This window comes from Polaribacter staleyi (assembly GCF_038024045.1).
In the GTDB taxonomy this organism is placed as follows: Bacteria; Bacteroidota; Bacteroidia; order Flavobacteriales; family Flavobacteriaceae; genus Polaribacter; species Polaribacter butkevichii.
Genome location: NZ_CP150665.1, coordinates 3,304,702 through 3,328,894, shown reverse-complemented (window position 1 = coordinate 3,328,894; position 24,193 = coordinate 3,304,702). Strand labels below are relative to the sequence as shown.

Genomic DNA, 24,193 nt, shown 5'->3' with positions numbered 1-24,193 from the left:
ATTAAAAACGTAAAGTTAATTTAAAGCCGTTAAACTCTTCTATTGTCATTTTTCCTTTTAATTGAATATTCATCATATCTACAATCCTCATTCCTAAAGATCCCTTTCTGTTTTTATCATTTTTAAAACTCCCATTATCAGAATATTCAAATAGAGACCCTCCGTTCTTTTTCTTAAAAATGATGTGTATTTCTGGAGTTCTAGTATTATTAAAAGCATGCTTATTAGAATTGTTTATTAATTCGTTTAACAACAGCACAAATGGAGTTGCTTTATCCATAGTTAAAATAGAATCGTCTACCGTTAAATTATAATCTACTTTTACAGAAAACAACTTCTTATAATAACTTATAATTTTTTTAACATGCTCGTTAACAGAAATAGCATCTAACCTTTGTGGCGTATATAAAACATCATGAATACCAGCAATAGATTCTATTCTACTCTGGCTTTCTTGTAGTTTAGATTTTAATTCTGCATTATTACTTTTAAGCATTTGCAAACCTAATAAGCCAGAAATAATTTGAAGATTGTTTTTAATACGATGATGAATTTCTAACATCATTTCACTTTTTACTTTGGCATCATTTAAAGCTATTTTACTTTCTGCAAACAGTTTTTGTTTTGTTATATATTGATATATCATATAACCAACAATTGTTAAAACCAATAAAATAAGTCCAGCTATAAACCACCAAGTTTTATAAAAAAAATTTTCTGAAATAATGTTTAAAACAATCGTTTCACCTATTTTTTCATTGACAATATTTAAACCTTCTATTTCTAGAACATATTTTCCTGCCGCTAAGTTTGCAAACAAAATTTCATTACCAAATTGGTTTAAAAACCATTCAGATCTGTCCTCTTCGTCTATTAAACGATACCTATATTTTACGTCACCTGGATTTACATTACCTGCTAAGGAAACAGTTGCAGAAAATCTTTGATACAAAGACGGCAACATAATTGTATGTACGTTTTCTAAAAAATTAGGCTCGCTATTTATTTTCCATCTACCAGTTTTTTCATTAAAATAAGAAATAGACGTTAGCCTTGGCTGTACCTGCTTATTATTTTTTATTAATTCTTTTGGATTAAAATAACTTAACCCTTTATAGCTTCCAACAAAGATATTACCCTTGCTGTCTTTGTACATGCTAAATCTATTGCCTTCTAGCTCATAAACACCGTCTTTTTGCGTGTACCTATTTACTACTTTTGTTTTTGAATCTATAGATACAATACCTGCATAAGTATTTAACCATAAATTATTGTTGTTATCTATGATCATACCAACAATAGACACCGTTAAATCGTCTTTATAAATAAGCTTTAGCTTTTTAGTGGCGGTATTAAATTCATAAATCTTTCCAAATTTAGTAGAAACTAAAACCCCATAAAACTTACTATAAGTTACAGAAAGTAAATTGTTAGCCTCTTCGTTTTCGAATTTGTAAATTTTATGTTTTCCATTTTTATATTCTAAAAATCCCTTATTAGTTGTGGCATATAACTTATTGCCATCTGTAGCAAATTCTTTAACTAATAAGTCTTTATCTACTTTAATATTTTTGTGTGTTTTTTTAGAATACGAATATTTGTGCATAAACCCATTCCTATACCCATTAAAAATAGTGTCGCCTATTTTTATAATTTCTTCTCTTTGAATCTTAAAACTTTTATCTCTTATAATATTGTAAGTGGAATCTAACGTAAATAAGTTTTCAGAGTCGTTTGTAATTATTGTGCCATTATCTTGCACAATAATATCTCTAGAATAATTGATAGAAATTTCTTTACCATCGTCTAAAATGGCTATTTTATCCTCGGTATTTTTATCAACATTAATTTCATAAAACCCTTCTGCATCCGTTGCTATAATGTATTTATTATTTTTTAACTTACTTATAGTTCTTACACTTTTTTCTTTTAAAAAAGTTTTAATCTTACTATCTGTAATATAATAAAGGTCTAATGTATTTCCGTTTAAAACAACTAAGTTTTCATCAACTTCATTATAAGAATATTTAGAAAAATTTTTAATTTTAATGCCTGCTATTAAATTAGCCTGTTTATCCTTAAAATGATAGATTGAAAGCTTCGTATAATCAGAAATAAGTTCAGTTCTGATACCTCTTTTAAAATCATTTTTAAAATCTAAGGCTTTAATTATTTGATTGCCTTTACTGGTTTTAGCTATTTCTTTAAATTTCTGCTCCTTTTTATCAAACCTAAAAACATTTTTGTAAGAATTAAAATACAAGTAATATTCATTATTATCTTTAAAAACATTATCAATATAATCTGGTAAAAAATGATTACCTTTTAAATCTACAAAGTCTTCTTTATGTAGCTTTTTTATAATTTTTCCATTATGATCTACCAAAAAATAATCTTTTTCTAATTGTAACTTTACAATAGAAAAATCTTCTAAAACGTTTGTAACTGCTAAAAAAGGGGAAGTTGTTTTTTTATTAATAGGAATAGAATCTAACAACTTAAACTTTAAACCATTTAATTCTCCACTGTAAAGTTTATCTGCAGATGTTACCATCAGCCGTGTTGCATCTTTTATATAATAGGGTGCTGCAAGTGTATACTTTTGGGGTAGAGAATTAAATTCTGTTACATTGGTAATTTCTAAAGTTGCTGTATCTATATAAAATAATTCTGCATTGGGGTAATTACTATAAAGTAACCTTAAATAAAACCCTTCTTTTTGGTGTTTAAAAAGGCTTCCTTCTTTTATTATTTTATCGCCAGTTTCTGGCATTTTTACCGAAAAGAAATGTATGCCATCAAAACGCTGCATAATTACTTTTTTATCTCCGAAGACATATTCGTTAGACAGCAAATCTTTACCTAAAACCCAAAGCCATCCATTACTATCGTAGGAAGAACTAAAGGGTTCAGAAATTAAATAACCTTCTCTAGATGAGAATGTTTTTTTAGTAATTGAAGAAGTCTCCTGCTGTGACCATAATATACTATGGGAAAGAAAAAAAATAAAAAGGAGTTTTTTCAAAACTTTACTACAATTTGGGGGCAATCAAATGTAGAAAAGTATTTTTATTTTTCCACCTTTTTATAAAAATTAATGATAAAAAAAACAATTCCATCAATAGAAAGCAATATTTTATAGTTTAATATCTATTGTTATCCAAATAAAAACACCCAATTCTATTAGAATTGGGTGTAATATTTATACTTAAATACTTTCTCGTAGAAAGGAAGGGATTCGAACCCTCGGTACCGTTGCCAGTACACTACCTTTCCAAGGTAGCTCTTTCGACCACTCAGACACCTTTCTATATGTCAAATTTTATAAAATATCTATTGATATTTAAATTCAACATGCCTTTTATTACAAGTACAATTCTATCAATCCTTCTGGAGTATCAACTTCTATTGTATTGTTTTCTCTATCTACTTTCTTAATAAAATCATCTACCATCGGAATAAAGATTTCTTTTCCGTCTCTATCAATTTCAAAAAGAGGTTGTGCTGCTTTGTCATTAATATGAACAATTTGCCCAACTTCTCCAAAATTAGCATCCACAACAGTAAAACCGATTACTTCATGATAGTAGAATTTATCGCCAGTTAATTCTGGCAACATCGTTGTTGGTAAATAAACACCACATTTTAAAATAGAATCTGCTTCTTCTTCAGAATACACGTCTTCAAACTGAACACGCAACTGATTTCCTTTATGTAGTGAACTTTTATCAATAAAAAATGGAACCAAGTTTGTGCCAAATTCGACATAAACTGATTCCATTTCTGTGTACAACTCAGGTTCGTCAGTATCTAATTTGATAATAACTTCACCTTTAAAACTATATTTTGTAACGATTTTGCCTAAATAAAAACAATCTTCTTTACGCATCTTCGTATAAATTTATAATTTATTCAGCTGCTTTTGCTTGTGCATCATCAATAGTTTCTGGAGCTTCTTCAGCCTCAGCTACTACTTCTTCTGCTACCTCTTCAACAACTGGTTTAGCTGCTTCAATTCTAGCTTCATTTACTGCTTTTTCTGCTGCAAATGCTGCTGCTTTAGCTTCAGATTCTGCTTTAGATAAACCAGCTTGTTTGTCAGAAATTTTAGCTTCTTTAGCTTCTACCCAAGCTGCAAATTTAGCATCTGCTTGTTCTTGTGTTAAAGCACCTTTTCTAACACCACCAAGTAAATGGTTTTTTAACATTGCACCTTTGTAAGATAAAATGTTTTTTGCAGTGTCAGTTGGTTGTGCACCATTTTGTAACCATTTTACTGCTCCATCAACATTTAAGTCAATAACTGCAGGGTTAACGTTTGGATTGTAAGTACCTATTTTTTCTAAGTATTTACCATCTCTTTTTGCACGAGCATCAGCGGCAACGATCCAATAGAATGGTTTCCCTTTTTTACCGTGTCTTTGTAATCTAATCTTTACAGACATAATTTGTTAATTTGTTAAGGTTCTCGACCTTGATTATTAAAAATCTTACCATCTCGTAGTAAGTGGGCGCAAAAATACAAAACCTTTTTTAAACTAAACCGCTAAATATCAATATTTTTTAGGGCGTTCGAGCGGGCTTTCACTACTCGCTTTTTTTCGTACCTCAAAAAGAGCTCAAACAAACCGTTTAATCCCTAACGCAAATAACGTTAGTAAGTAACCAAAACGATAAAAAAAACGAAGAAAAAAGTTTTAAAATCAAATGAGTTAAAATCAAAATCTTATGAACTAATAACAAAGCCTCTTCTTTTATAATTTTGTATCAGATGTGAAACAATACACATCTTAAAACAAGCTATTGGAATTTTAAAATGAAAATGACAACATGAAGTACACAGAAAAAATTTCGAACAAATTAAACGAATTATTAGAGAAAAATTATGATGCCGAAAAAGGGTATTTAAACGCTGCAGAAAATGTAGAGAGTCCAAAATTAAAAATCTTCTTTAAAAATAGAGCATCAGAAAGAAGTCAATTTGCAAAAGAACTTAGAACAGAGATTTTGTCTCACGGACAAATACCAGAAGATGATGGTACTTTTAAAGGAACAGTGCACAGAAATTGGATGACACTAAAATCTTTATTTAGCGCAAATGATGAAGAGGCTATTTTAGAAGAAGCGCTTAGAGGTGAAAAAACAAGTTTAGACGAATATGCCGAAATTCTAGAAAAAGATGATGAATTTGCTCCATCAACTAGAAAAATGATAGAAATGCAACATCAGAAAATTCAATCTGCCATTAATTTATTAATGGTAAAAGAAGAGTTAGCCTAATCATAAAATAGAAGTAGTCTTACATCTAATTACAGATCACAAAACACTTAAAAAAGTCAATCCTTAACAGGGTTGACTTTTTTTGTTGATTTTATTAAAGTCTAGAAACAACAAAAAACATTTTTAAACTTAACAAACAGTAAAACATCATAATTAAAAAAATGAGCTCAATTAAATTGTTAAATAATGATTGCTTAACATCAAACCTATTTCAATCAGCTACTTTTACTTATTAACCCCTTTCATCATGAAGAATACAATTCGACCTGTTAATAAAGACTTTGAAGAATTCGATCTTTTCTCACAGCTAAAGAGTTTAGGTATACAGTACGACAAAGAACATATTCTAGAAATAGATGTAAAAAAGAATGGATATATTTATTTACCACCAAATAAAGACAATTACATTTATGAAGTATTAACTGGAGCGGTAAAACTAGGTGGATATTCTGAGAATGGAGATAGTTATGTTTACGAAATTTTACCATCTACCGAATTTTTTGGTAACTTAAAATACCTAAATGGACAGTTTCAAGAATATGCAAAAGCCTTAGTAGATAGTAAAATTAGATTGTACAATTTAGATTTTTTTAAAACAATTATAGTAACAAACCCAATTATTACCAATTGGTTTATTTCTTACCTTGTAAAAAGGTGGTGTTCTGCAGAATTAAAGTTAAAAAACATTAAAGAAAAGCAAATTGAAGAAAGAATAACCGCTCTTCAAAAACAATTGAATATCGAAATCATAGATACAAAAGGAACTCCTTATCTTCTTTTTAATGTATTATCTAAAAAAGATATGGGCGACCTTATTGGGGTCACCCGTCAAACTGTTGCTTCTATACTAGAAAAACAATTAGTCTTTTAAAATCCCTGAACATAAAACCCTTTCTTTAGCCTTAAAATTAAGTTTAAGTAACACAATATATTTCGTGTTCTACATAAAAAAACTCTAATTTTAAGAGTTGTATGCAAAGGGCATATTACTTGTGAAACCTTTATAAATTATTATAAAGGATAAATTTGTTCTATTTTTTGTTGTAACGTGTCGTCTCCACGCATTTCCATCACAACCTTTTTTTTATCAAAATTAATTTTTAACACCCCAAAACTTTTTGTAGAAACAACGCTACCTACTCTTGCCGGATTATATTCTTTAGTAAAGTTCTCACTTGCATGTGTCATCCCACTCGATGTAAAATCAATTAAAGGGTAGCTTAAGCCATTTACTTCTTCTTTAGAAAACTCCGATATATGACGATCTCCAGACAATAAAATAACATTATTAGCTTTTGAAGATACAATTACATCAAGTAGTTTTTTACGTTCTAACGGAAAGTTTGCCCACTTTTCATAAGGATGTTTTTCTGCAATTACCTGTACACTACTTAAAATGATATTAAATTTTGCAGATGAATTAACCAACTCACTTTCTAACCAAGCCCATTGTTGTTCACCTAAAATAGTACGATTATCTTGAACACCATTTATACTCTTTTTGTTTATACTTGTTCTAAAATAACGAGTATCTAACAAAATAATTTTTACAGATCCTTTAGCTGTTTCTATAACTTCAGAATGATATACCCCTTCTCTTTTTCTTCTCGGAGAATTTTTATCAACTCCCAAAAAATTCAACAATAGTTCCTGACTTTTTTCTTTTTTAGGATATTCTATTCCTGCATCATTGGCTCCAAAATCATGATCATCCCAAGTTCCCAAAACCTTCGTTTCTTTTAAAAGGTTTGCATATCCTTTTTGCTTTTTTTGAAGATTATAATCTGCTTCCATTTTATCCATATCCTCTGTGTCCGCATAAATAATATCTCCTCCCCACAACCATACATCTGGATTTAATCCAACAATATCATCCCATAACAGATTTGTTTGATCAGGTTTATTACAAGAACCAAAAGCAAGTACAAAATCTGCTGTCATTTCTTTTGTTGACTGCTTCAAATAAGCTTTATTTTTACTTGATTTAGAAGTTGTTTTACAAGACAAAACTGTAAAAACAACAAGTACTATAATAATTTTTTTCATGTATTCTATTTTTTATTTAATGATAAATGTTGAAGTAACTGGTAAGTGGTCGCTAATTTCTCTCATTTTTTGTGGTGTAAAAAGTTGGGGAACATTCGCAGAATTCTCTTTATATTCTTTGTACATATTGGTATTTATCAACATATAATCTAATCTACGTTTAGGATCATCAGAAGTATGTGTCATTACCGTTTCTGGTAATGGATCTATAAATTTTTCTCTCTTTACTTTTTCATTTAGAAATAGATTAATTTCTTCACTACCTTGTACACTATTAAAATCTCCAACTACTAAAATATTCTTGTTTTTATCCTCTTTTAAAAAGCGCTTAAATTGTTGTTTTAAAAAATTAATCTGCCCCTTTCTCATAGCTATATTTCTTTCTCCTCTACCCGCTTTTAAATGGACGCCGGTAAGTAAAAAATTATAATCCGGATTAGGATACACCTCAACAGACCACATTCTAGTATTTAACGTATTTTGTGTTTCTGGTGCTCCTTCATCATTTCTATATTCAAGAACTGGCGTCGTTACATTTCCATAACCATAAATAATGCCTAAAGGAAATTTACTCATTACAACCACATTCATATACCAACCATGACTGGGTACATCTGCAAAGTATGTATACCCCATGTTTTGCAAATTATCATTGGCAATACTTCTTAAAAATTTGGCACTCTCAAATTCTTGTAAAACAACAACATCTGCATCTATTTCCTTTAAAGAGGCAACTAAATAAGCAACCTTATTTGCCATTAAAGAATCTGGTTTATTTTCTCTATTAGAATCTATATACGGATCATCAAAAGAATCTACAAAATGCTCTACATTCCAAGAAAGCACTTTAAAACTATCTTTTTTAGGATATTGATATCCAACAGGAATTACTTCTCCATGATGCTTGGCAATGTAATTTTCTTTAGAAAAAAAGGAATCTTTTTCTATTAAATTTTTAGACCCAACGCATCCTGTTAAAATTAAAAATACAATACTATAAATACTATTTTTCATAAGCTATAAATAAAAAGGGGCCTGATAGAGAAATACCAAACCCCATAAAAATGAAACAATTCTTATTTTAATTAAAGGAATATCTTACACCAAGTTGCAATCTCCAAGGAGTACCATTAATAGGCTCTATACCTGCACCCGTTTGCACATTATACTGATAACTACTTGTTGCTTGATCAAAACCATTGATATTCATAAAATCTCTATTTCCAAAATTATGACTACGCCCCCATTCTTTATTTAATAAATTCATAAAATTAAAAACATCTGCAGAAAGCTCTAAAGAATGTTTATCATTAGATAAATTAAACTTTTTTTGAAGTCGAAGGTCTACGGTTGCACTAAAAGGATTTTTCCCTCCATTTCTTTCTGCAAAACCACCAAAACTTTCTTTTAAATACTCTTTAAAACTTTCTGATGTTTCTGGATCGTTTAAAACCTCGTTATAACTATCTTTAATATAATCTGGTGTATTTGCATCACTTGGATCAAAAATATATGCAATTTCATTACTCAAATTAAAATCTCCGTTTGCGCTTCTACCTCCTCCAGATTTTAAAGAATACCTTGTACCACCAGTACCTACAATTGTTGCTCCTAAGGTAAACCCTTTCCAAGTTGGACTCGCACCATTTACTACAATTTTAGTATCAAAATGATTGTCTGAATATCCATAATTTAAATCTCTTGGATCTCCTGAAACAGGAAGAAATGTAGACGTATTTGCAACACAACAATTGTATGATGAGTTGTCTTTTGATTGATTTACCGTAAAACTTGCGTTTACATAACCATCTTCACCTATTTTAGCAGAACCCTCTATAACCAAGGCAAGGTTATCTAAAATACCATCAGAATTTAAAACCAACGTTCTACCCACTAAATCAGAAACTCTAGATTTTGTCCAATCTGCACGACCATTTTCTGCAATAGTATTTGCTGGTACAAAAACCTCTCTACCTTGTGGCGTTACAAAATAAGGTTCTGCCACTAAATTGGTTTCTTGATACACGTAGTTATTTTTAGTATGACTAAAAACAGCATTAACCCCCAAACTATATCTATCTCCAAAAAAGTGCGTGTAATTAATATTTGCTTTGTAGATGGTAGGCACTTCAAAATCTGGGCTCACAGCATTTATTGTAGAAAAAGGAGTAACTCCCGCTGGCACACCTGGTACAGTACTTGGATCATTTCTATAACCAATAAAATCTGGAGTAGGAACATTTGCCCCTGTAACATCAATAGCACCTATTAAAGTTCCGCTATTTTGAATGTTATTTACTTGTGCATAATAATGTGGTTGTGATGTAAATACACCTCCACCAATTTTTAAAATATCAGTATCATTTCCTTTGATATTCCACGTTAATTGAAATCTAGGTTGAATATTATCAAAATCTTCTGGTTTTTCATCTGTACGAATTCCTAATTCTTGATACACCAAAGGATTAAATTCTGCTGCATCTACAAATGCAGTTGCATCATAACGTATACCACCTACAAAGTTTAAATTTGGATTTATATCAAACTCTACCTGACCGAAAACTGATAAATCTAAAACAGTTTGTTTTACTAAAGTAGATCCCTGTAAAGGCACTTCACGAGCATATCTAGATGGGTTTAAATTATCAAAATCATCTAAAGAATCAAAGAAAAAACGACCATTTTGTTCATTAGACAATTGTGTTTCTAAAGAAGTTATTAAGTTATCTGTACCAAAAGTAAAATTAAACTTACCTGAACTAACATAGGTAGTATTAGAAATTTGTACCTGATTTTCTAAATTGGTTTCTGGTGTAAAACGCTGCCCTCCTAACTGTACACTTCTAGTACTATTATTACCATTTGGTAATACAGAGGTTACTTGTACAATTGCTCTTGGAATATTTTGTGACGGCAATTCTGAATTTGGACTAAAAATACGTTCTGCTCTTTGATATTGCACTTTAAGCTCATTAGTTACGCTAGATGAAAAATTAGAACGTAAAGAAAGAAACATACTATTTTCATGAGACACAAAATCTGAATAAGATTCTGCTACTTCTATATTAGAATTATCACTTACACTAAAAGGGTTGTCCCATTTATTATAAAGATTTCTAAATGTTAACCTATGTTTGTCATTAATTTGCCAATCTAATCTTAAAAACAAATTATTAGCCTCAGTAACTCTATCAAATTGACCTACTTGCTTAGAATTGCTTAAACCATATTTGTCTCTACCAATTTGTAAAAAACGATTTAAACTATTTTCTGAAATTCGTAAACGATTGGCATCATCATCATTTTGAATATTTGCAATAAACTGTGGATCTCCTGCATCTTGTCTTTCGTACACTAAGAAAAAATGTAATTTATCTTTAATTAAAGGTCCTCCAATACTTAATCCTGATTGAGAGTTATAAAAATCTGCATCTCTTTCTTGACCTTGAATAGTATATTGACTCTGAAGATTGTCTGCTCTATGATAAAAAAAAGCACTTCCTTCAAATTCATTTGTTCCAGATTTTGTTACCGAAGTAATAGATCCCCCTCCTTGGCGTCCTTGTGTTACATCATAATCATTTGTAGACACCTCAAACTCTCTAATCGCTTCTTGAGAAATTGTGTAAGGACCTCTACCAATTTCTCCTGCTGTAAGTGTATTTCTAAAATTAACACCATCAATAGTTACATTTGTAGAAGTTCTTCTTTGTCCTCCTAAATTAAGACTTCCGGCTCCTTGTAAGGGCGATAAACTTGTAAGTCTGGTAAAATTTCTTCCTTCTGATGGTAAATTTTTAATTTGTCCAGCACCTATTTTTGTAGAAGCCCCCATTTGTTGAATACGTTTTACAATACTATTAGAAGAAACAACAATTTCATCTAAAGAAGTAGCAGATTCTTGTAACAAAAAATCTATTGTAATTACATCACTTAAGTTTAAAGTAAAGCCTTTTTTAACCACATCTTGAAACCCAAGGTATTTGGCTGTTACATTATAAGGCCCACCTAAAGGTAATTGCTGAATTTTATAACTTCCAGATTCATTTGTTATTGTACCTGAGCTAAACCCTGTTGAAATATTTTTAACAATAATAGTAGCCCCCATTAGTGGCTCTCCGCTACTATCTTTTATAATACCTCTTATTGAAGCATTGGTTGCTTGCCCAAAAGACTCATGAGCATTTAAAAAAAATAAACCAAAAGCCATCATTAAACAAATGGTTGTACGAATTTTTACTACTGATAATTTCATAAGATATGTTAGTTTTAATAAGTACCAAAACTAGACTTGGAGACTCAGCTACCTATGTTAAATATTAACATTGATACAGATTTAATCTTAATTTAAACCTTTGTTAATATTCAAAAAGGCAATCCTCATCACTTTTATTTAAATTGTAAAACCCTTAAAACAAAGAATAACAACAACTAACAATCTAATTCCTTTCTATTCAATTAATTTTATATGTTGATAAAAAGATCTCCGTATTTCATTATTTTTAAATAACAAACCTTTAATTTTACAGTCCGTAAATCACCAATAACTCATTATACAAAAAATCATTTATGTACTTAATTTTTGATACAGAAACCACCGGTTTACCTAAAAGTTGGAATGCTCCAATTACCGATACAGACAACTGGCCAAGGTGTATTCAAATTGCATGGCAATTGCATGATGAAATGGGTAATGTTTTAGAACACAACGATTTTCTAATAAAACCAGACAACTTTAACATTCCTTACGATGCCGAAAGAATTCACGGTATTTCTACAGAATTAGCTGCAGAACAAGGTATTTCTTTAAGCGAAGGTTTGGCTTTATTTAATGAAGCTCTAGAAAAAACAAAATTTATTGTTGGTCAGAATGTAAATTTCGACCTTAATATTATGGGTTGTGAATTCCATAGATTAGGTGTAGAAAACAAAATGCTTTCCCTACCTGTTTTAGATACTTGTACAGAAAAAACAGCTACCATGTGTCAAATCCCTGGTGGTCGTGGAGGAAAATTTAAATTACCAACCTTAACCGAATTACACAATCATTTATTTGGTGTTGGTTTTGGTGAAGCACACAACGCAACTGCCGATGTTGAGGCAACCACACGTTGTTTTTTAGAGTTAATTCGTTTAAGAGAATATACTAAAGAACAATTAGATGTTGATGATGATTATTTTACCAATTTCTCTGAAGCAAACCCAAAACCTATTCAGGTAATTGGTTTAAAACACATCAACCTTAAAAAAGAAAGCGATCTAATTCGCCAACGTTTAGATAAATTAAAAAATACTGCCGAAACAAAATCTACTTCAGATGGTTTAGCAGAATTAGAAAATGTTCAATTTTCGCATTTACACAATCATACACAATATTCTGTTTTACAATCTACCATGCAATTGGGTAATATTGTAAAAGCTGCCGCAAAAGACAATATGCCGGCAGTTGCCATGACAGATACTGCAAATATGATGGGGGCCTTTCACTTTGTAAACGCCGTTTTAAGTCATAATAAAACAGCAGAAACTCCTATGAAACCAATTATTGGTTGTGAGTTTAATATCTGTGAAGATCATAAAAATAAATCGCAAAAAGACAATGGGTATCAGGTTGTTTTATTAGCAAAAAATAAAAATGGATACCACAACTTAGCAAAAATGTCTTCTGCTGCCTTTGTAGATGGTTTTTACTATGTACCAAGAATAGATAGAGCACTTGTAGAAAAATACAAAGAAGACATTATAGTTTTAACCGGTAACTTATACGGAGAAGTACCGAGTAAAATTTTAAACCTTGGTGAAAAACAAGCTGAGGAAGCCTTAATTTGGTGGAAAGAGCAATTTAAAGACGATTTATATATTGAGTTGATGCGTCACAATCAACAAGATGAAAATATTGTAAATGAAACTTTATTAAAGTTTTCTAAAAAGCACGATGTTAAAATTGTTGCCACCAACAACACCTTTTATTTAGAAAAAAAAGACGCCAACGCACATGATATTTTATTATGTGTAAAAGATGGTGAAAAACAAGCTACCCCAATTGGTAAAGGTCGTGGTTACAGATATGGCTTACCAAACGACGAGTATTATTTTAAGTCTACAGACGAAATGAAAACGTTGTTTGCAGACATTCCAGAAGCCATAAGTAACATACAAGAAATTGTAGATAAGGTAGAAATATTTACCCTTGCAAGAGATGTACTTTTGCCCGCTTTTAATATTGGTGATGAATTTAAAGATCCGGAAGATGAAAAAGATAACGGAAAACGTGGAGAGAATAACTTTCTAAAACACTTAACTTTTGAAGGTGCTAAAAAACGATATGGAGAAATTACAGAATCGATTAAAGAACGTTTAGATTTTGAATTAGAAGTTATTGAAAAAACAGGATATCCTGGGTATTTCTTAATTGTAGAAGATTTTATTAGAGCTGCAAGAAAAATGGACGTTGCCGTAGGTCCTGGGCGTGGTTCTGCTGCAGGTTCTGTAGTTGCCTATTGTCTTTGGATTACGAATATAGACCCCATTAAATACGATTTACTTTTTGAGCGTTTCTTAAATCCAGAACGTGTATCCATGCCCGATATTGATATTGATTTTGATGATGAAGGTCGTGGTCGTGTTATGGATTATGTAATTGATAAATATGGTGCAAACCAAGTAGCACAAATTATTACTTATGGTACCATGGCAGCTAAATCTTCGATTAGAGATACTGCCAGAGTTTTAGACTTACCACTTTTTGAGGCCGATAGAATTGCAAAATTAATTCCAGGAATTAAACTAAAAAATATTTTTGGTGATGATGCTAAAAGTAAAGGTAAAGTTGATGGTTTACGTGCAGAAGAAAAACAACTAGTAGAAGAACTAAAACAAATGTCTTACGGAAACGATTTGGTTTCCGAAACAATAAACAAAGCCACTATTTTAGAAGGCTCTGTTAGAAATACCGGTATTCATGCCTGTGGGGTTATTATTACGCCTGGTGATATTACCAATTATGTACCTGTGGCTCTAGCTAAAGATTCTGACATGTATGTTACCCAATTTGATAACTCTGTTGTAGAAACTGCAGGTTTATTAAAAATGGACTTCTTAGGTTTAAAAACGCTGACTTTAATTAAAGACACCGTTAAAATTGTAAAAGCAAGACATGGTATCACTTTAGATCCAGAAAATTTTTCTTTAGAAGATGAAAAAACATACGAACTTTTCCAAAAAGGAGAAACCGTAGGTGTTTTTCAATATGAATCTCCAGGAATGCAAAAACACATGCGTTCTTTAAAACCAACGGTTTTTGCAGATTTAATTGCCATGAATGCCTTGTACAGACCTGGACCAATGGAATATATTCCGTCTTTTATTAATAGAAAACACGGTACGGAAGATATTGAGTACGATTTACCTGCCATGGAAGAGTATTTGGCAGAAACCTACGGAATTACAGTATACCAAGAGCAAGTAATGCTTTTATCGCAAAAGTTAGCAGACTTTACCAAAGGTGAAGCCGATGTTTTACGTAAAGCAATGGGTAAAAAACAAATTGCGGTACTAGATAAAATGAAGCCGAAATTTGTAGAACAAGCAGCTGCAAAAGGTCATGATCCAGAAAAATTAGAAAAAATATGGAAAGACTGGGAGGCCTTTGCTAGTTACGCCTTTAACAAATCTCACTCTACTTGTTATGCGTGGATCGCCTATCAAACAGCCTACTTAAAAGCGCATTATCCGGCAGAATATATGGCGTCTGTTCTTTCTAATAATATGAATGATATTAAATCGGTTTCGTTCTTTATGGAAGAATGTAAACGAATGGAATTACAAGTTCTTGGACCAGATTTAAATGAATCGTATTTAAAATTCTCTGTAAATAATGAAGGTGCTGTTCGTTTTGGTATGGCTGCTGTTAAAGGTGTAGGTGCCAGTGCAGTTAGAGCCATTATTAAAGAAAGAGAAGAAAACGGAAATTACAGTTCTATTTTTGACCTTGCCAAACGTGTAGATTTAAGAGCTGCCAACAAAAAATCTTTTGACAGTTTAATTAAAGCGGGCGCTTTCGATTCTTTTACAGACACGCACAGAGCGCAATACTTTGATACCGATGAAAAAGGAATGACCTTTTTAGAACGCGCCATGAAATTTGGTAGTAAATATCAAGAAAACGAAAATTCTGCACAAGTTTCTATGTTTGGAGAAGCTTCTAACGTTCAGTTTCCGGAGCCAGACATTCCGCAATGTGAAACTTGGGGAACTATGGAGTTACTACAACAAGAAAAAGAGGTTATCGGAATTTATATTTCTGCGCATCCACTAGATGATTTTAAAAATGAATTAAAATTTTGTAACGCTGCTTTAAAACACTTTAAAGGCGATTTAGCAAGATTTGTAAATATGAATTTAGCCTTTGCAGGTATCGTTACAGATGTACAGCACCGAGTTTCTAAAGCGGGAAAAGGTTGGGCTATGTTTACAGTAGAAGATTATGGAGATAGCCATGAATTTAGAATTTTTGGGGAAGATTACCTAAGAATGCAACACTTCTTGGTGCCTAATCAATTTCTATTTATAAGATCTACGGTTCAGCCAGGTTGGACTAATAAAGAAACAGGTGTTGCTGGAGAACCAAGACTAAAGTTTACAGAAATGAAATTGTTGCATGATATTATGGATGAACTCTGTAAAAAAGTAACCATTCAAATTCCTTTAAACGAAATTAAAGAAGATACAATCTTAAATTTAGAATCTATTTTAAAAAACACTCCAGGTAAACAAGGTTTAAATTTTACAATCTGGGATGAAAAAGAAAAATTAGAAATTAGTTTACCAAGTAGAAATACCAAGGTTCATATTAGCAATGAATTATTGGCAACTTTAGATAAGCAACAAATTGCTTATAAGTTAAATTAATTCTAATTAACAGAATAAAACAAAAAAGAGGCGTCATAAAGAAATATTATTGCTTAATTTTGTTTAATCTTTTTGAAAATAAATGAAACAAAATAAAAACGGAGTCTGGGTAAGCTGGAACGAAAACATAAGTTATAACTACAAATCTCTTTATAAAATTTCTTCCGAAGAGGAATTACAAGAAGTTGTAAAAAAATCTGAAAAAATAAGAATTTTTGGTAATAAACAATCTTCGTCTAATATTGCTTCTGGTACAGAAACTTTAATTGATATTAAAGAGTATAACAAAATTTTATCTTACAATGATTCAGAGCAAACAATTACGGTTCAGTCTGGTATTATTTTAGGAGATTTAATAGAAGCGGTAGAAGCAAAAGGCTGGTGTATACCTTGTTTGCCAGATATCAACACCATTACTATTGGTGGCGCTTTAGCAACAGGAACACACGGTACAAGCGGAAAATTATTATCAGAGTACATTACAAAATGTAATCTTATTTTAGCCGATGGTTCCGTTAAAGTAATAACAGAAAAAGACGATTTAATTGATGCCGTAAGAGTTTCTTTGGGTGTTCTTGGTGTTTTTTCTGAAATTACGTTTAAATGTGAACCTATTTATACTTTACATGTAAAAGAAGGTCCTGAAGACGATAGCGTTTGGTTACCTAAAATTAAAGAACGTTTACAAAAACACGATTTTCTAAGAATTTTATGGCTTCCTCATACAGATAAAGGCTATGTAATTACGGGAGATAAAATAGATCCCAATACAGAAATCACTGAAGATTTAGGCCCAAAATATTTAAAACATAGAAGAACTGCTTCTAAAATATTGTATAAATACTCTCATGTTTTCCCTTGGATAACGGCCATTGCTAACAAACTTTTATACCGAGGTTTTTTTAGCTCTACCAAAGAACACAAAGGGTCTTTGTACCAAGCAACCGTTACAAAATCTAGAGGTTCTACTTTAGAATTAGCAGAATGGACGATTGGTTTAGATGTGTTTCCAACAGTTTTTGAAGAATTAAAAGCAGAAATAAATAAATGGAGCAACAAATCGTTTATTCATATTCCTATGGATGTTCGCTTTGTGTATAAAGATAAAACTTGGTTAAGCTATGCTTATGGTAAAGATACCGTAACCATGGGATGCGTTTCTAGAAATGCCGCTACTGCAGATACCTATGAAGCTTTTAAAAGTATTGAAAAAATATTTTTAAAATACGGAGGAAAACCTCATTGGGCAAAACGCTTTATAGCAAAAGATGAAGCGCTTTCTAAGGTCTATACTAAATGGGAAGATTTTAAATTTTTAAGAAGAGAATTAGATCCTACCAATAAATTTTTAAATCCGTATTTAACGGAAATATTCAACGAAAAAACAACCAAATAATGGTAAACCCTAAAGGATTTTTATTTGATTTTGATGGTGTAATTGTAAATAGTTTTGAAAGTCATTACTCTGCTTGGACCTCTGCATTTAAAGAATTGTTTAATGAAGAAATAGCTCCTTTCCCAAAATTTAATGCCGGAAAATCTCCCATGATTATTGCCGAATATTTCTGCAGTGTTATTGGCAAAGAAAAACAAACCGAAGAGCTATACTTCTTAAAAGATGAACATATAAAAACACAATTTAAGGTTCCAAAATTATTACCAGGAGTTAGAGAGTTTACAGCTCTTTTAACCAAAGAAAAAATACCCTACGGAATTGCAAGTAACGCTACAAAACAGTTTTTAAAAAATAGCATTCATCACTTAAACTTAGATTTTACCACTGTTTTTGGAGTGCAAGATTACGTGAAACCAAAACCAGCACCTGAAGCCTATATTTTATTAGCTGAAACTCTAGGTTTTAAAGAAATTGATTTTAAAGATATTTGGGTTTTTGAAGATAGTTTAACAGGAACAAAAGCAGCAAAAGCAGCAGGTATGGTTCCGATTGGAATTACCACACAATATACTGATGAAGAACTAAAGGAAGCAGGAAGCATTTTAGTTTTTCCAACTTTGTTGGAAGCTTATGAGTATTTAACAAAATACTCTTTTTAGAATTAGGTAACTTTCAAAAAAGCAACAAGTTTAAAAGTTCTAAGTACAGTTTGTCATTTTGACCGGAGAGAGAAATCTCATAAAACACTAAGTTTTGTACGATTACTGTTATGTGACTCCTCATAACTTCGAAGTGACAAATTTTATACTTTATCAATATATAGCACTTAAAAACCTAAGCCGTTACCTCTCTAAAAAGCGTTTCTAAATTTTTATTCTGTGTATTTAAGCTTAAGATTTTTAGACCATTTTCTTGCGCAAAATCAAAAACTTTAGGGCGCATATCTTCTTCACTTTCAAAAGTGATGAACCAAGTATTGTCGTAATTATTTTTATAAGAAACTACCTTTTCTAATCGTTTAATAAACTGCTCTTCAATCTTATAATCAAAAGTAACTTCTATTACTTGTTGATTGTTTTCTTTTAGATCTGCTAGTTTTTTATCAATTAGAATTTCTCCTTTTTTAATGATAATTACACGATCGCAGACCGCTTCTACCTCCTGCATAATATGTGTAGAAAACAGCACCGTTTTTTCTTTTCCTAATTCTTTAATGAGCTCTCTAATTTCTACCAATTGATTAGGATCTAAACCTGTTGTAGGTTCATCTAAAATTAACACTTTTGGATTGTGTAAAATAGCTGCTGCCAAACCAACTCTTTGCTGATATCCTTTAGATAATTGATTGATTTTTTTATGTGCCTCAGAAGTTAAGCCTACTTTTTCTATGCAATTTTCTATTTGGCTTTTATCAACCTTAAAAATTGCTGCTTGAAACTGTAAATATTCTAGCACATACATTTCTGTATACAGAGGGTTGTGTTCTGGCAAATAACCAATAATTTTTTGTGCTTCTATTGCATTTTGTAACACATCTATTTCATCCACTAAAACCGCACCTTCATTTGGCTGAATAAAACCGGTTAAGATTTTCATCATCGTAGATTTCCCTGCTCCATTTGGACCTAAAAACCCAATTATTTGGCCTTTATCCGCAGAAAAAGAAACATTGTTTAATGCTTTTTGCGTTTTATAAATTTTAGAAACGGATGTTACTTTTATAGACATCTTACAAATGTAATTTGATTTAAGTTAAAAACGAAAAAATTCGTTTTTTAGTTTGCTACAACACCTTTAATTTGTCTAATTTTCCTAACATTTTTCATTCGAGACCATGCTATTTTATGTCGCTTTTTATAAAAATACAAACAACCTAAATCTAAGCCAAAATAGAAAAAACTAATGCCACTTGGCGGATTTGCACTTGGTAAAAATGATATTTTATTCCAAGCTGTTGTTGGCCACCACCAACATTCATAACTAGTACCTATAATTTCTAAATAAGCAACAGCTAAAAACATGGTCAAATAAAACAACCGTTCTCTTGGTCTTTTTCTTAAAAAATATAACATTAAAGCAGATAGTACAAAACCAAAAACATCATTTTTTAAAATTAAAAAGGCAGTTGTATATACAATTACAAGAACAGTAAAAACCTTTTCTAATAATTTTACATTATTTTTTGCATACGCTGTTTTTGTAAAATACAATACCCCAGCATACACTAGAGCATGTCCCATAGGAATATAATGTGGTATGTTTTCTAAGCGATACGTGTACATGCCCATCCCTAAAGAAAAACCGTACTCGCCGGCAATAGCTATAAGTACCGCATATACCATTTGCTCCCTAATTCTTGGGTTTACTTTAAAAAGTGTAATTGAAAAAATGACAAGCATAATTAAATTAGCCAACCATTGTAAGTCTTGATAGCTTTCTGCTACATTAACACTATCTAAAAATAATCCTAGAAAGATATAGAGAAATAAAATTCCTAAAGTTTTTAAAAATGCAGGCAAAAAAGTTTTTGTAGTTGATACACTCATACTTCTATGAAAAAATAGCGTTTTTTAGTTTCCTTTTTATCGTTTTCATAATATCAGTTGGATAGGTACTTTCTCCCATCATAATCTGAATCATTTTTTCACAGATTCTTTCTCCATATTTTTTAATCAAAAGGTTTCTCATGGTACCGTTTTCATAAAACAACTTAGATAATTTAAAGGCAGATCTTAGTGCTGGCAAAAGATGCTCTTCTAACTTTTCATTGTATAAATTTTTGGCTAATTCACCTTTCAATTTACTTTCAATGATTGATTCTGCTGCCATATTACCAGAAAGAATAGCATTTGTAATTCCTTCTGCTGATAACGGGTCTGCAAAACCAGCAGCATCTCCCACTAAAAAAACATTATTTCTTACAAAACCATCTTTTCTTAAAGAAACTGGTACTTGAAAACCATGCATTTCTTCACTAATGATTTCCGTTACCTTTAGAGTATTCACTAAATAATCTCTGTAACACTGTTTAAAATCTACTTTTACTTTTCGTAAAGCCCCAACTCCTATAGATAAGTGGTTTTTCTTTGGAAAACACCAACCATATCCCATAGGAATGGCATCAAAATCTAAACGAACGGTTTTTGATAATCTTTTAAAATCATCCTCATTTACCTCAACTTCATATTCTAATGCAGGTATTAACAAACGTGTTTCTTTCCATCCTGCAAATTTTGCAGTTTTACCTAAAGCACCATCGGCAGCAATTACAAATTTGGTTTTTATTTCTCCTTTAGAAGTATGTAAAATGATATCATCTTTAAAAGTAATATCTGTAAGTTTATGATTTTCTAATAATGTAACTCCTAATTCTTGTGCTTTTTTAACAATAAAATTATCGAAATCTGCTCGCATCACCATAGTAATGATAGGCTCGTCTTTTTGAATGGTAAATTTTTTATCAATTTTATCAAAAAAAACATCAATATTAAAACATTCTTTTTCTACAACTTCTGTAATATCAAAAGGCATTATTTTTCTTCCGGCCAAACCAAAAGCACCTCCACAAGTTTTGTATCTTGGTAGGGTTTCTTTTTCTATTATAACGGTTGAAATTCCTTTTTCTGCTAATTTAAAAGCTGCTGAAGCCCCTGCTGGCCCTGAACCTATTATAGCTACATCAAAAATCATAGAATGTTATTTTTTTACAAATATATTGTTTCTTATTTTAAATTTAGAACATAAAAAAAGGCGCAATGAATTGCACCTTTTTTTTAATGAAAATGTCTCTAAATTTATAGTTGATATTTTACCCTAAGACTTATAAACCTTGGCAAAATAAACGTTTCATTTACTGTAAATGCAATATTACTTGTTCTTACTGTAGATCTAGAACCAGAAGCTAAAAGATTGCTACCTACTAATTCATATTCCCATTTTGCGTCTTTATCCTTTCTGTAAGAAAAAGAAGCGTCTAAAATTTTAAAAGAATTCGCTACAACTCCGTCTTGTTTTACCTCGCTATAAGAAAAATCAGAACGTACTGTTAATGAGTTCCAAATATAAGCATCAAACCCTAAAGAAGGTGCGTTGGTAACTCCTTTTACAACTGCATCTCTAGAGCTGTTATCTTGATCTGATAAACTTAAATTATATCCTAATGTTACATTGGGTGCTTTTGTAAAATTAGTACTTACACTCGCTCTATAACTTTGAGCAAATAATTTATTTGTGTTTTCATCATCACCCAAAAATTGATATGTTTTGCTATAATTATAATTAGCACTTAAAGAAGTTTTAATTTTATTAAATGTTTTACCAACTCTACCAGAAGCAGTAAAACTTTCATTATCATAAGGTGAGTTTAAAGATGTACTACTAGAAACTACAGAATTGTTTTCGAAATTTACAATAGAGTTAATTTGATCTATTGTTTTCTTATAATTAATTCTGGCAAACACATTGGTATAATTAAATAAATTAAAACTAGAATAATTTAAATTTACATTGTGTAAATGTGCATTATTTAATTCTTCATAACCATAATAAAAAGAGTTATAACTATTAGCTACAATACCTCTTGCAAGCTTATTAACATCGGTAAAATTAACTTCTTGTTTGTAAGAAAATCGTAAAGATTCGCTTTGTTTAAATTGTGCAATGATAGAAAGTTCTGGAAATATCTTTTGAAATTGATCTTTAAATATTTCTGTTTGATATTGCGTGTTTTTTACATTGTAAGCATGTAAAGTAACACCTGGAGTAAAGGTAAAAATACCCGCTTTTAACCGATATCTTAATCCTGCATAAATGTCAGAAAAACCATATTCTGTATCATTTGTTGTTTGCGGATCTAAGTTTCCTGGGATTGTAGGTGTTGGGGTAAATGCAGTACCATTGTCTAGTATCTGAAAAAACTTAGAATCAAAATTTTGTACACTTTGTATGGTTCCCACCACAAAGTTTAAATTACTTTTATCATTTAAAATATTGTAATAATCTAATTTTACATCTAACTGGTTAGATTTTACGCGTCTGTCTTGCTCTAATGTATAAAATAGATTACTGGTATCTAAGCCTAATGTTTTTGCTGCATCATCAAAACCATCATTATTTACATCGTTATTGTTAGAAGGATCATTTTCTAAAGAAGCTACATAAAAAGGATCTTCATCTTGTATTAAATGTTGTGCTTCTAATGCAAAAATATTTTTTTCATCTGCCGTATAAAAATAACTGAAATTTTGGTTAATTTTATAAGGTGTAGATCTTTCGTTTTCTGAAATATCGCTTAAAACCAACGAGTTTACATCATCTGTTCTAAACTCGTTAGAAAAACGACCAATAACATCATAATTAAATTGTTTTCTTTCGTTTTGCTTGTAGTTACCGCTAAACTTAAACAACCCTGTGTTACTTGTTTGGTCTGTTAAACTTTGGGTATAATCATCTGGTGTTGCAGGATCTACATAATCGCTTGTTACATTATTTTGTTGTCCGTTGCTATTACTAGAAAAGATTAAAAACCCACTTAAATCTAATTTCTTATTCGGTGAATAACTAAAATTTAAGGCCGTAAGTTTTGTTTCTATTCTGTTGGCATTTCTTGCATTTGCTGTTAAAAAACCTATACCAGCACTTGCCAAACTTAAGTTGGTTCCGTTAGATGGACTTTGACTTCTAAAACCTCCACTAAAGTTTCTAATATCTCCTCTATCTAAAACAACCTCTCCCATATTATTTACATCACCAATAACGTTAATGGTATATTTTGGTGAGTAATAGAAGAGTTTAGGTTGTAAAAGGTAAAGCGTTTCATCTGGGGCATCTCCACCACCAGCAGTAATGTCTCCAAACCAAAAATTCTTTTTTCCTTCTTTTAGTTTAATATTTATGGCAACTCTATCTTGGTTGTTTTGCACACCACTTAATTGACTAACATCTGCATAATTTCTTAAAACCTCTATTTTATCTAAAGCATTAGAAGGTATATTTTTGGTAGCAAGTTTTGTATCTCCATCAAAAAAATCTTTACCATCAACCATTATTTTTTCTACCGTTTTTCCTTCAACTTCAATTTCTCCATCATCATTAATTTCTACACCGGGTAATTTTTTTAAAACATCTTCTAGTTTTCTTTCCGATCCATTTTGAAAAGAATCTGCATTATATACAATGGTATCTCCTTTTACAGTAACAGGCATTTTAGACACAATATTAATTCCGTCTAAAGCATTATCATAAGCAAGCAGCACATTTGTTACAATATCCGCAGTTTTTGTTTCTATTGTAAAGTCGGCAGATTTCATACCAACATAACTTATTTTTAGTAAAATAGTGGTGTTTTTTTCTACATTTAACTTATAATAACCTGTAGGATCTGTAAAACCGTAAGATGCTATTTTATTAGTAACCTTATCTATAGCTAACACATTTGCCATTTCTAAAGGTTCACCAATACTGTCTTTAACAACACCCGTTAATTTTACTTGAGCATTTACACAAAGTGTAACCATAAAAATGGCGAGTAGTACTATTTTTTTCATTTGTTATAATTAAGAT

15 protein-coding genes and 1 tRNA gene are annotated in these 24,193 nt (G+C 30.9%); 5 read left to right on the top strand and 11 right to left on the bottom strand.

The window, feature by feature from the left end; translation table 11 throughout:
* Window position 1: 1 nt before the first annotated feature.
* The 4 genes from WHD07_RS13795 to WHD07_RS13780 form a co-directional block, all read right to left on the bottom strand.
* On the bottom strand, window positions 2-3,025 hold the full coding sequence (locus tag WHD07_RS13795) for a histidine kinase dimerization/phosphoacceptor domain -containing protein (protein ID WP_343328873.1): 3,024 nt from the start codon (window positions 3,023-3,025) through the stop codon (window positions 2-4).
* A 198-nt stretch (window positions 3,026-3,223) separates the two neighbouring features.
* A tRNA-Ser gene (locus WHD07_RS13790) sits at window positions 3,224-3,310 on the bottom strand.
* Between the two features lie 54 nt (window positions 3,311-3,364).
* Window positions 3,365-3,889, bottom strand: a complete 525-nt coding sequence (gene rimM / locus WHD07_RS13785; protein WP_105047475.1) for a ribosome maturation factor RimM — start codon at window positions 3,887-3,889, stop codon at window positions 3,365-3,367.
* A gap of 19 nt (window positions 3,890-3,908) precedes the next feature.
* A complete protein-coding gene (locus WHD07_RS13780) occupies window positions 3,909-4,445 on the bottom strand; it encodes a 30S ribosomal protein S16 (protein ID WP_105047474.1) in 537 nt (178 codons plus the stop codon).
* 385 nt (window positions 4,446-4,830) lie between these two features.
* On the opposite strand from WHD07_RS13780, the gene WHD07_RS13775 reads away from it, so the two are divergent.
* On the top strand, window positions 4,831-5,280 hold the full coding sequence (locus WHD07_RS13775; protein WP_068448781.1) for a ferritin-like domain-containing protein: 450 nt from the start codon (window positions 4,831-4,833) through the stop codon (window positions 5,278-5,280).
* A 247-nt stretch (window positions 5,281-5,527) separates the two neighbouring features.
* Complete coding sequence (locus WHD07_RS13770; RefSeq protein WP_343328872.1) at window positions 5,528-6,151, top strand: Crp/Fnr family transcriptional regulator; 624 nt, start codon at window positions 5,528-5,530, stop codon at window positions 6,149-6,151.
* Between the two features lie 140 nt (window positions 6,152-6,291).
* Here WHD07_RS13770 and WHD07_RS13765 read toward each other — a convergent pair whose 3' ends face one another.
* From WHD07_RS13765 to WHD07_RS13755, 3 genes are all read right to left on the bottom strand, one after another.
* Window positions 6,292-7,326, bottom strand: coding sequence for an alkaline phosphatase D family protein (locus WHD07_RS13765; protein ID WP_343328871.1), 1,035 nt, complete (start codon window positions 7,324-7,326; stop codon window positions 6,292-6,294).
* Window positions 7,327-7,338: 12 nt separating this feature from the next.
* Window positions 7,339-8,340 carry an endonuclease/exonuclease/phosphatase family protein gene (locus WHD07_RS13760; protein WP_343328870.1) on the bottom strand — a complete coding sequence of 334 codons (1,002 nt, stop codon included), beginning with the start codon at window positions 8,338-8,340 and terminating at the stop codon, window positions 7,339-7,341.
* Between the two features lie 67 nt (window positions 8,341-8,407).
* Window positions 8,408-11,581 carry a TonB-dependent receptor gene (locus tag WHD07_RS13755; protein ID WP_343328869.1) on the bottom strand — a complete coding sequence of 1,058 codons (3,174 nt, stop codon included), beginning with the start codon at window positions 11,579-11,581 and terminating at the stop codon, window positions 8,408-8,410.
* 314 nt (window positions 11,582-11,895) lie between these two features.
* Here WHD07_RS13755 and dnaE point away from each other — a divergent pair, with 314 nt between their 5' ends.
* The 3 genes from dnaE to WHD07_RS13740 all read left to right on the top strand — a co-directional run bounded on the left by dnaE (window position 11,896) and on the right by WHD07_RS13740 (window position 18,291).
* Window positions 11,896-16,236 (top strand): DNA polymerase III subunit alpha, encoded by a 4,341-nt coding sequence (dnaE, locus tag WHD07_RS13750; RefSeq protein ID WP_343328868.1) that lies wholly within the window; start codon window positions 11,896-11,898, stop codon window positions 16,234-16,236.
* An 82-nt stretch (window positions 16,237-16,318) separates the two neighbouring features.
* The gene (locus tag WHD07_RS13745; protein WP_343328867.1) at window positions 16,319-17,632 is read left to right on the top strand and encodes a D-arabinono-1,4-lactone oxidase; all 1,314 of its coding nucleotides are present in this window, start codon (window positions 16,319-16,321) and stop codon (window positions 17,630-17,632) included.
* Window positions 17,632-18,291, top strand: coding sequence for an HAD family phosphatase (locus WHD07_RS13740; protein ID WP_343328866.1), 660 nt, complete (start codon window positions 17,632-17,634; stop codon window positions 18,289-18,291). Before WHD07_RS13745 ends, WHD07_RS13740 begins: the two co-directional genes overlap by 1 nt.
* A gap of 175 nt (window positions 18,292-18,466) precedes the next feature.
* Here WHD07_RS13740 and gldA read toward each other — a convergent pair whose 3' ends face one another.
* The 4 genes from gldA to WHD07_RS13720 all read right to left on the bottom strand — a co-directional run bounded on the left by gldA (window position 18,467) and on the right by WHD07_RS13720 (window position 24,177).
* On the bottom strand, window positions 18,467-19,360 hold the full coding sequence (gene gldA / locus WHD07_RS13735) for a gliding motility-associated ABC transporter ATP-binding subunit GldA (protein WP_343328865.1): 894 nt from the start codon (window positions 19,358-19,360) through the stop codon (window positions 18,467-18,469).
* A gap of 47 nt (window positions 19,361-19,407) precedes the next feature.
* Window positions 19,408-20,178: a hypothetical protein gene (locus WHD07_RS13730; RefSeq protein WP_343328864.1), complete on the bottom strand. Its 771-nt coding sequence runs from the start codon at window positions 20,176-20,178 to the stop codon at window positions 19,408-19,410.
* 4 nt (window positions 20,179-20,182) lie between these two features.
* The gene (locus tag WHD07_RS13725) at window positions 20,183-21,322 is read right to left on the bottom strand and encodes a geranylgeranyl reductase family protein (protein WP_343328863.1); all 1,140 of its coding nucleotides are present in this window, start codon (window positions 21,320-21,322) and stop codon (window positions 20,183-20,185) included.
* Between the two features lie 104 nt (window positions 21,323-21,426).
* A complete protein-coding gene (locus WHD07_RS13720) occupies window positions 21,427-24,177 on the bottom strand; it encodes a carboxypeptidase-like regulatory domain-containing protein (RefSeq protein ID WP_343328862.1) in 2,751 nt (916 codons plus the stop codon).
* Window positions 24,178-24,193: the final 16 nt, after the last annotated feature.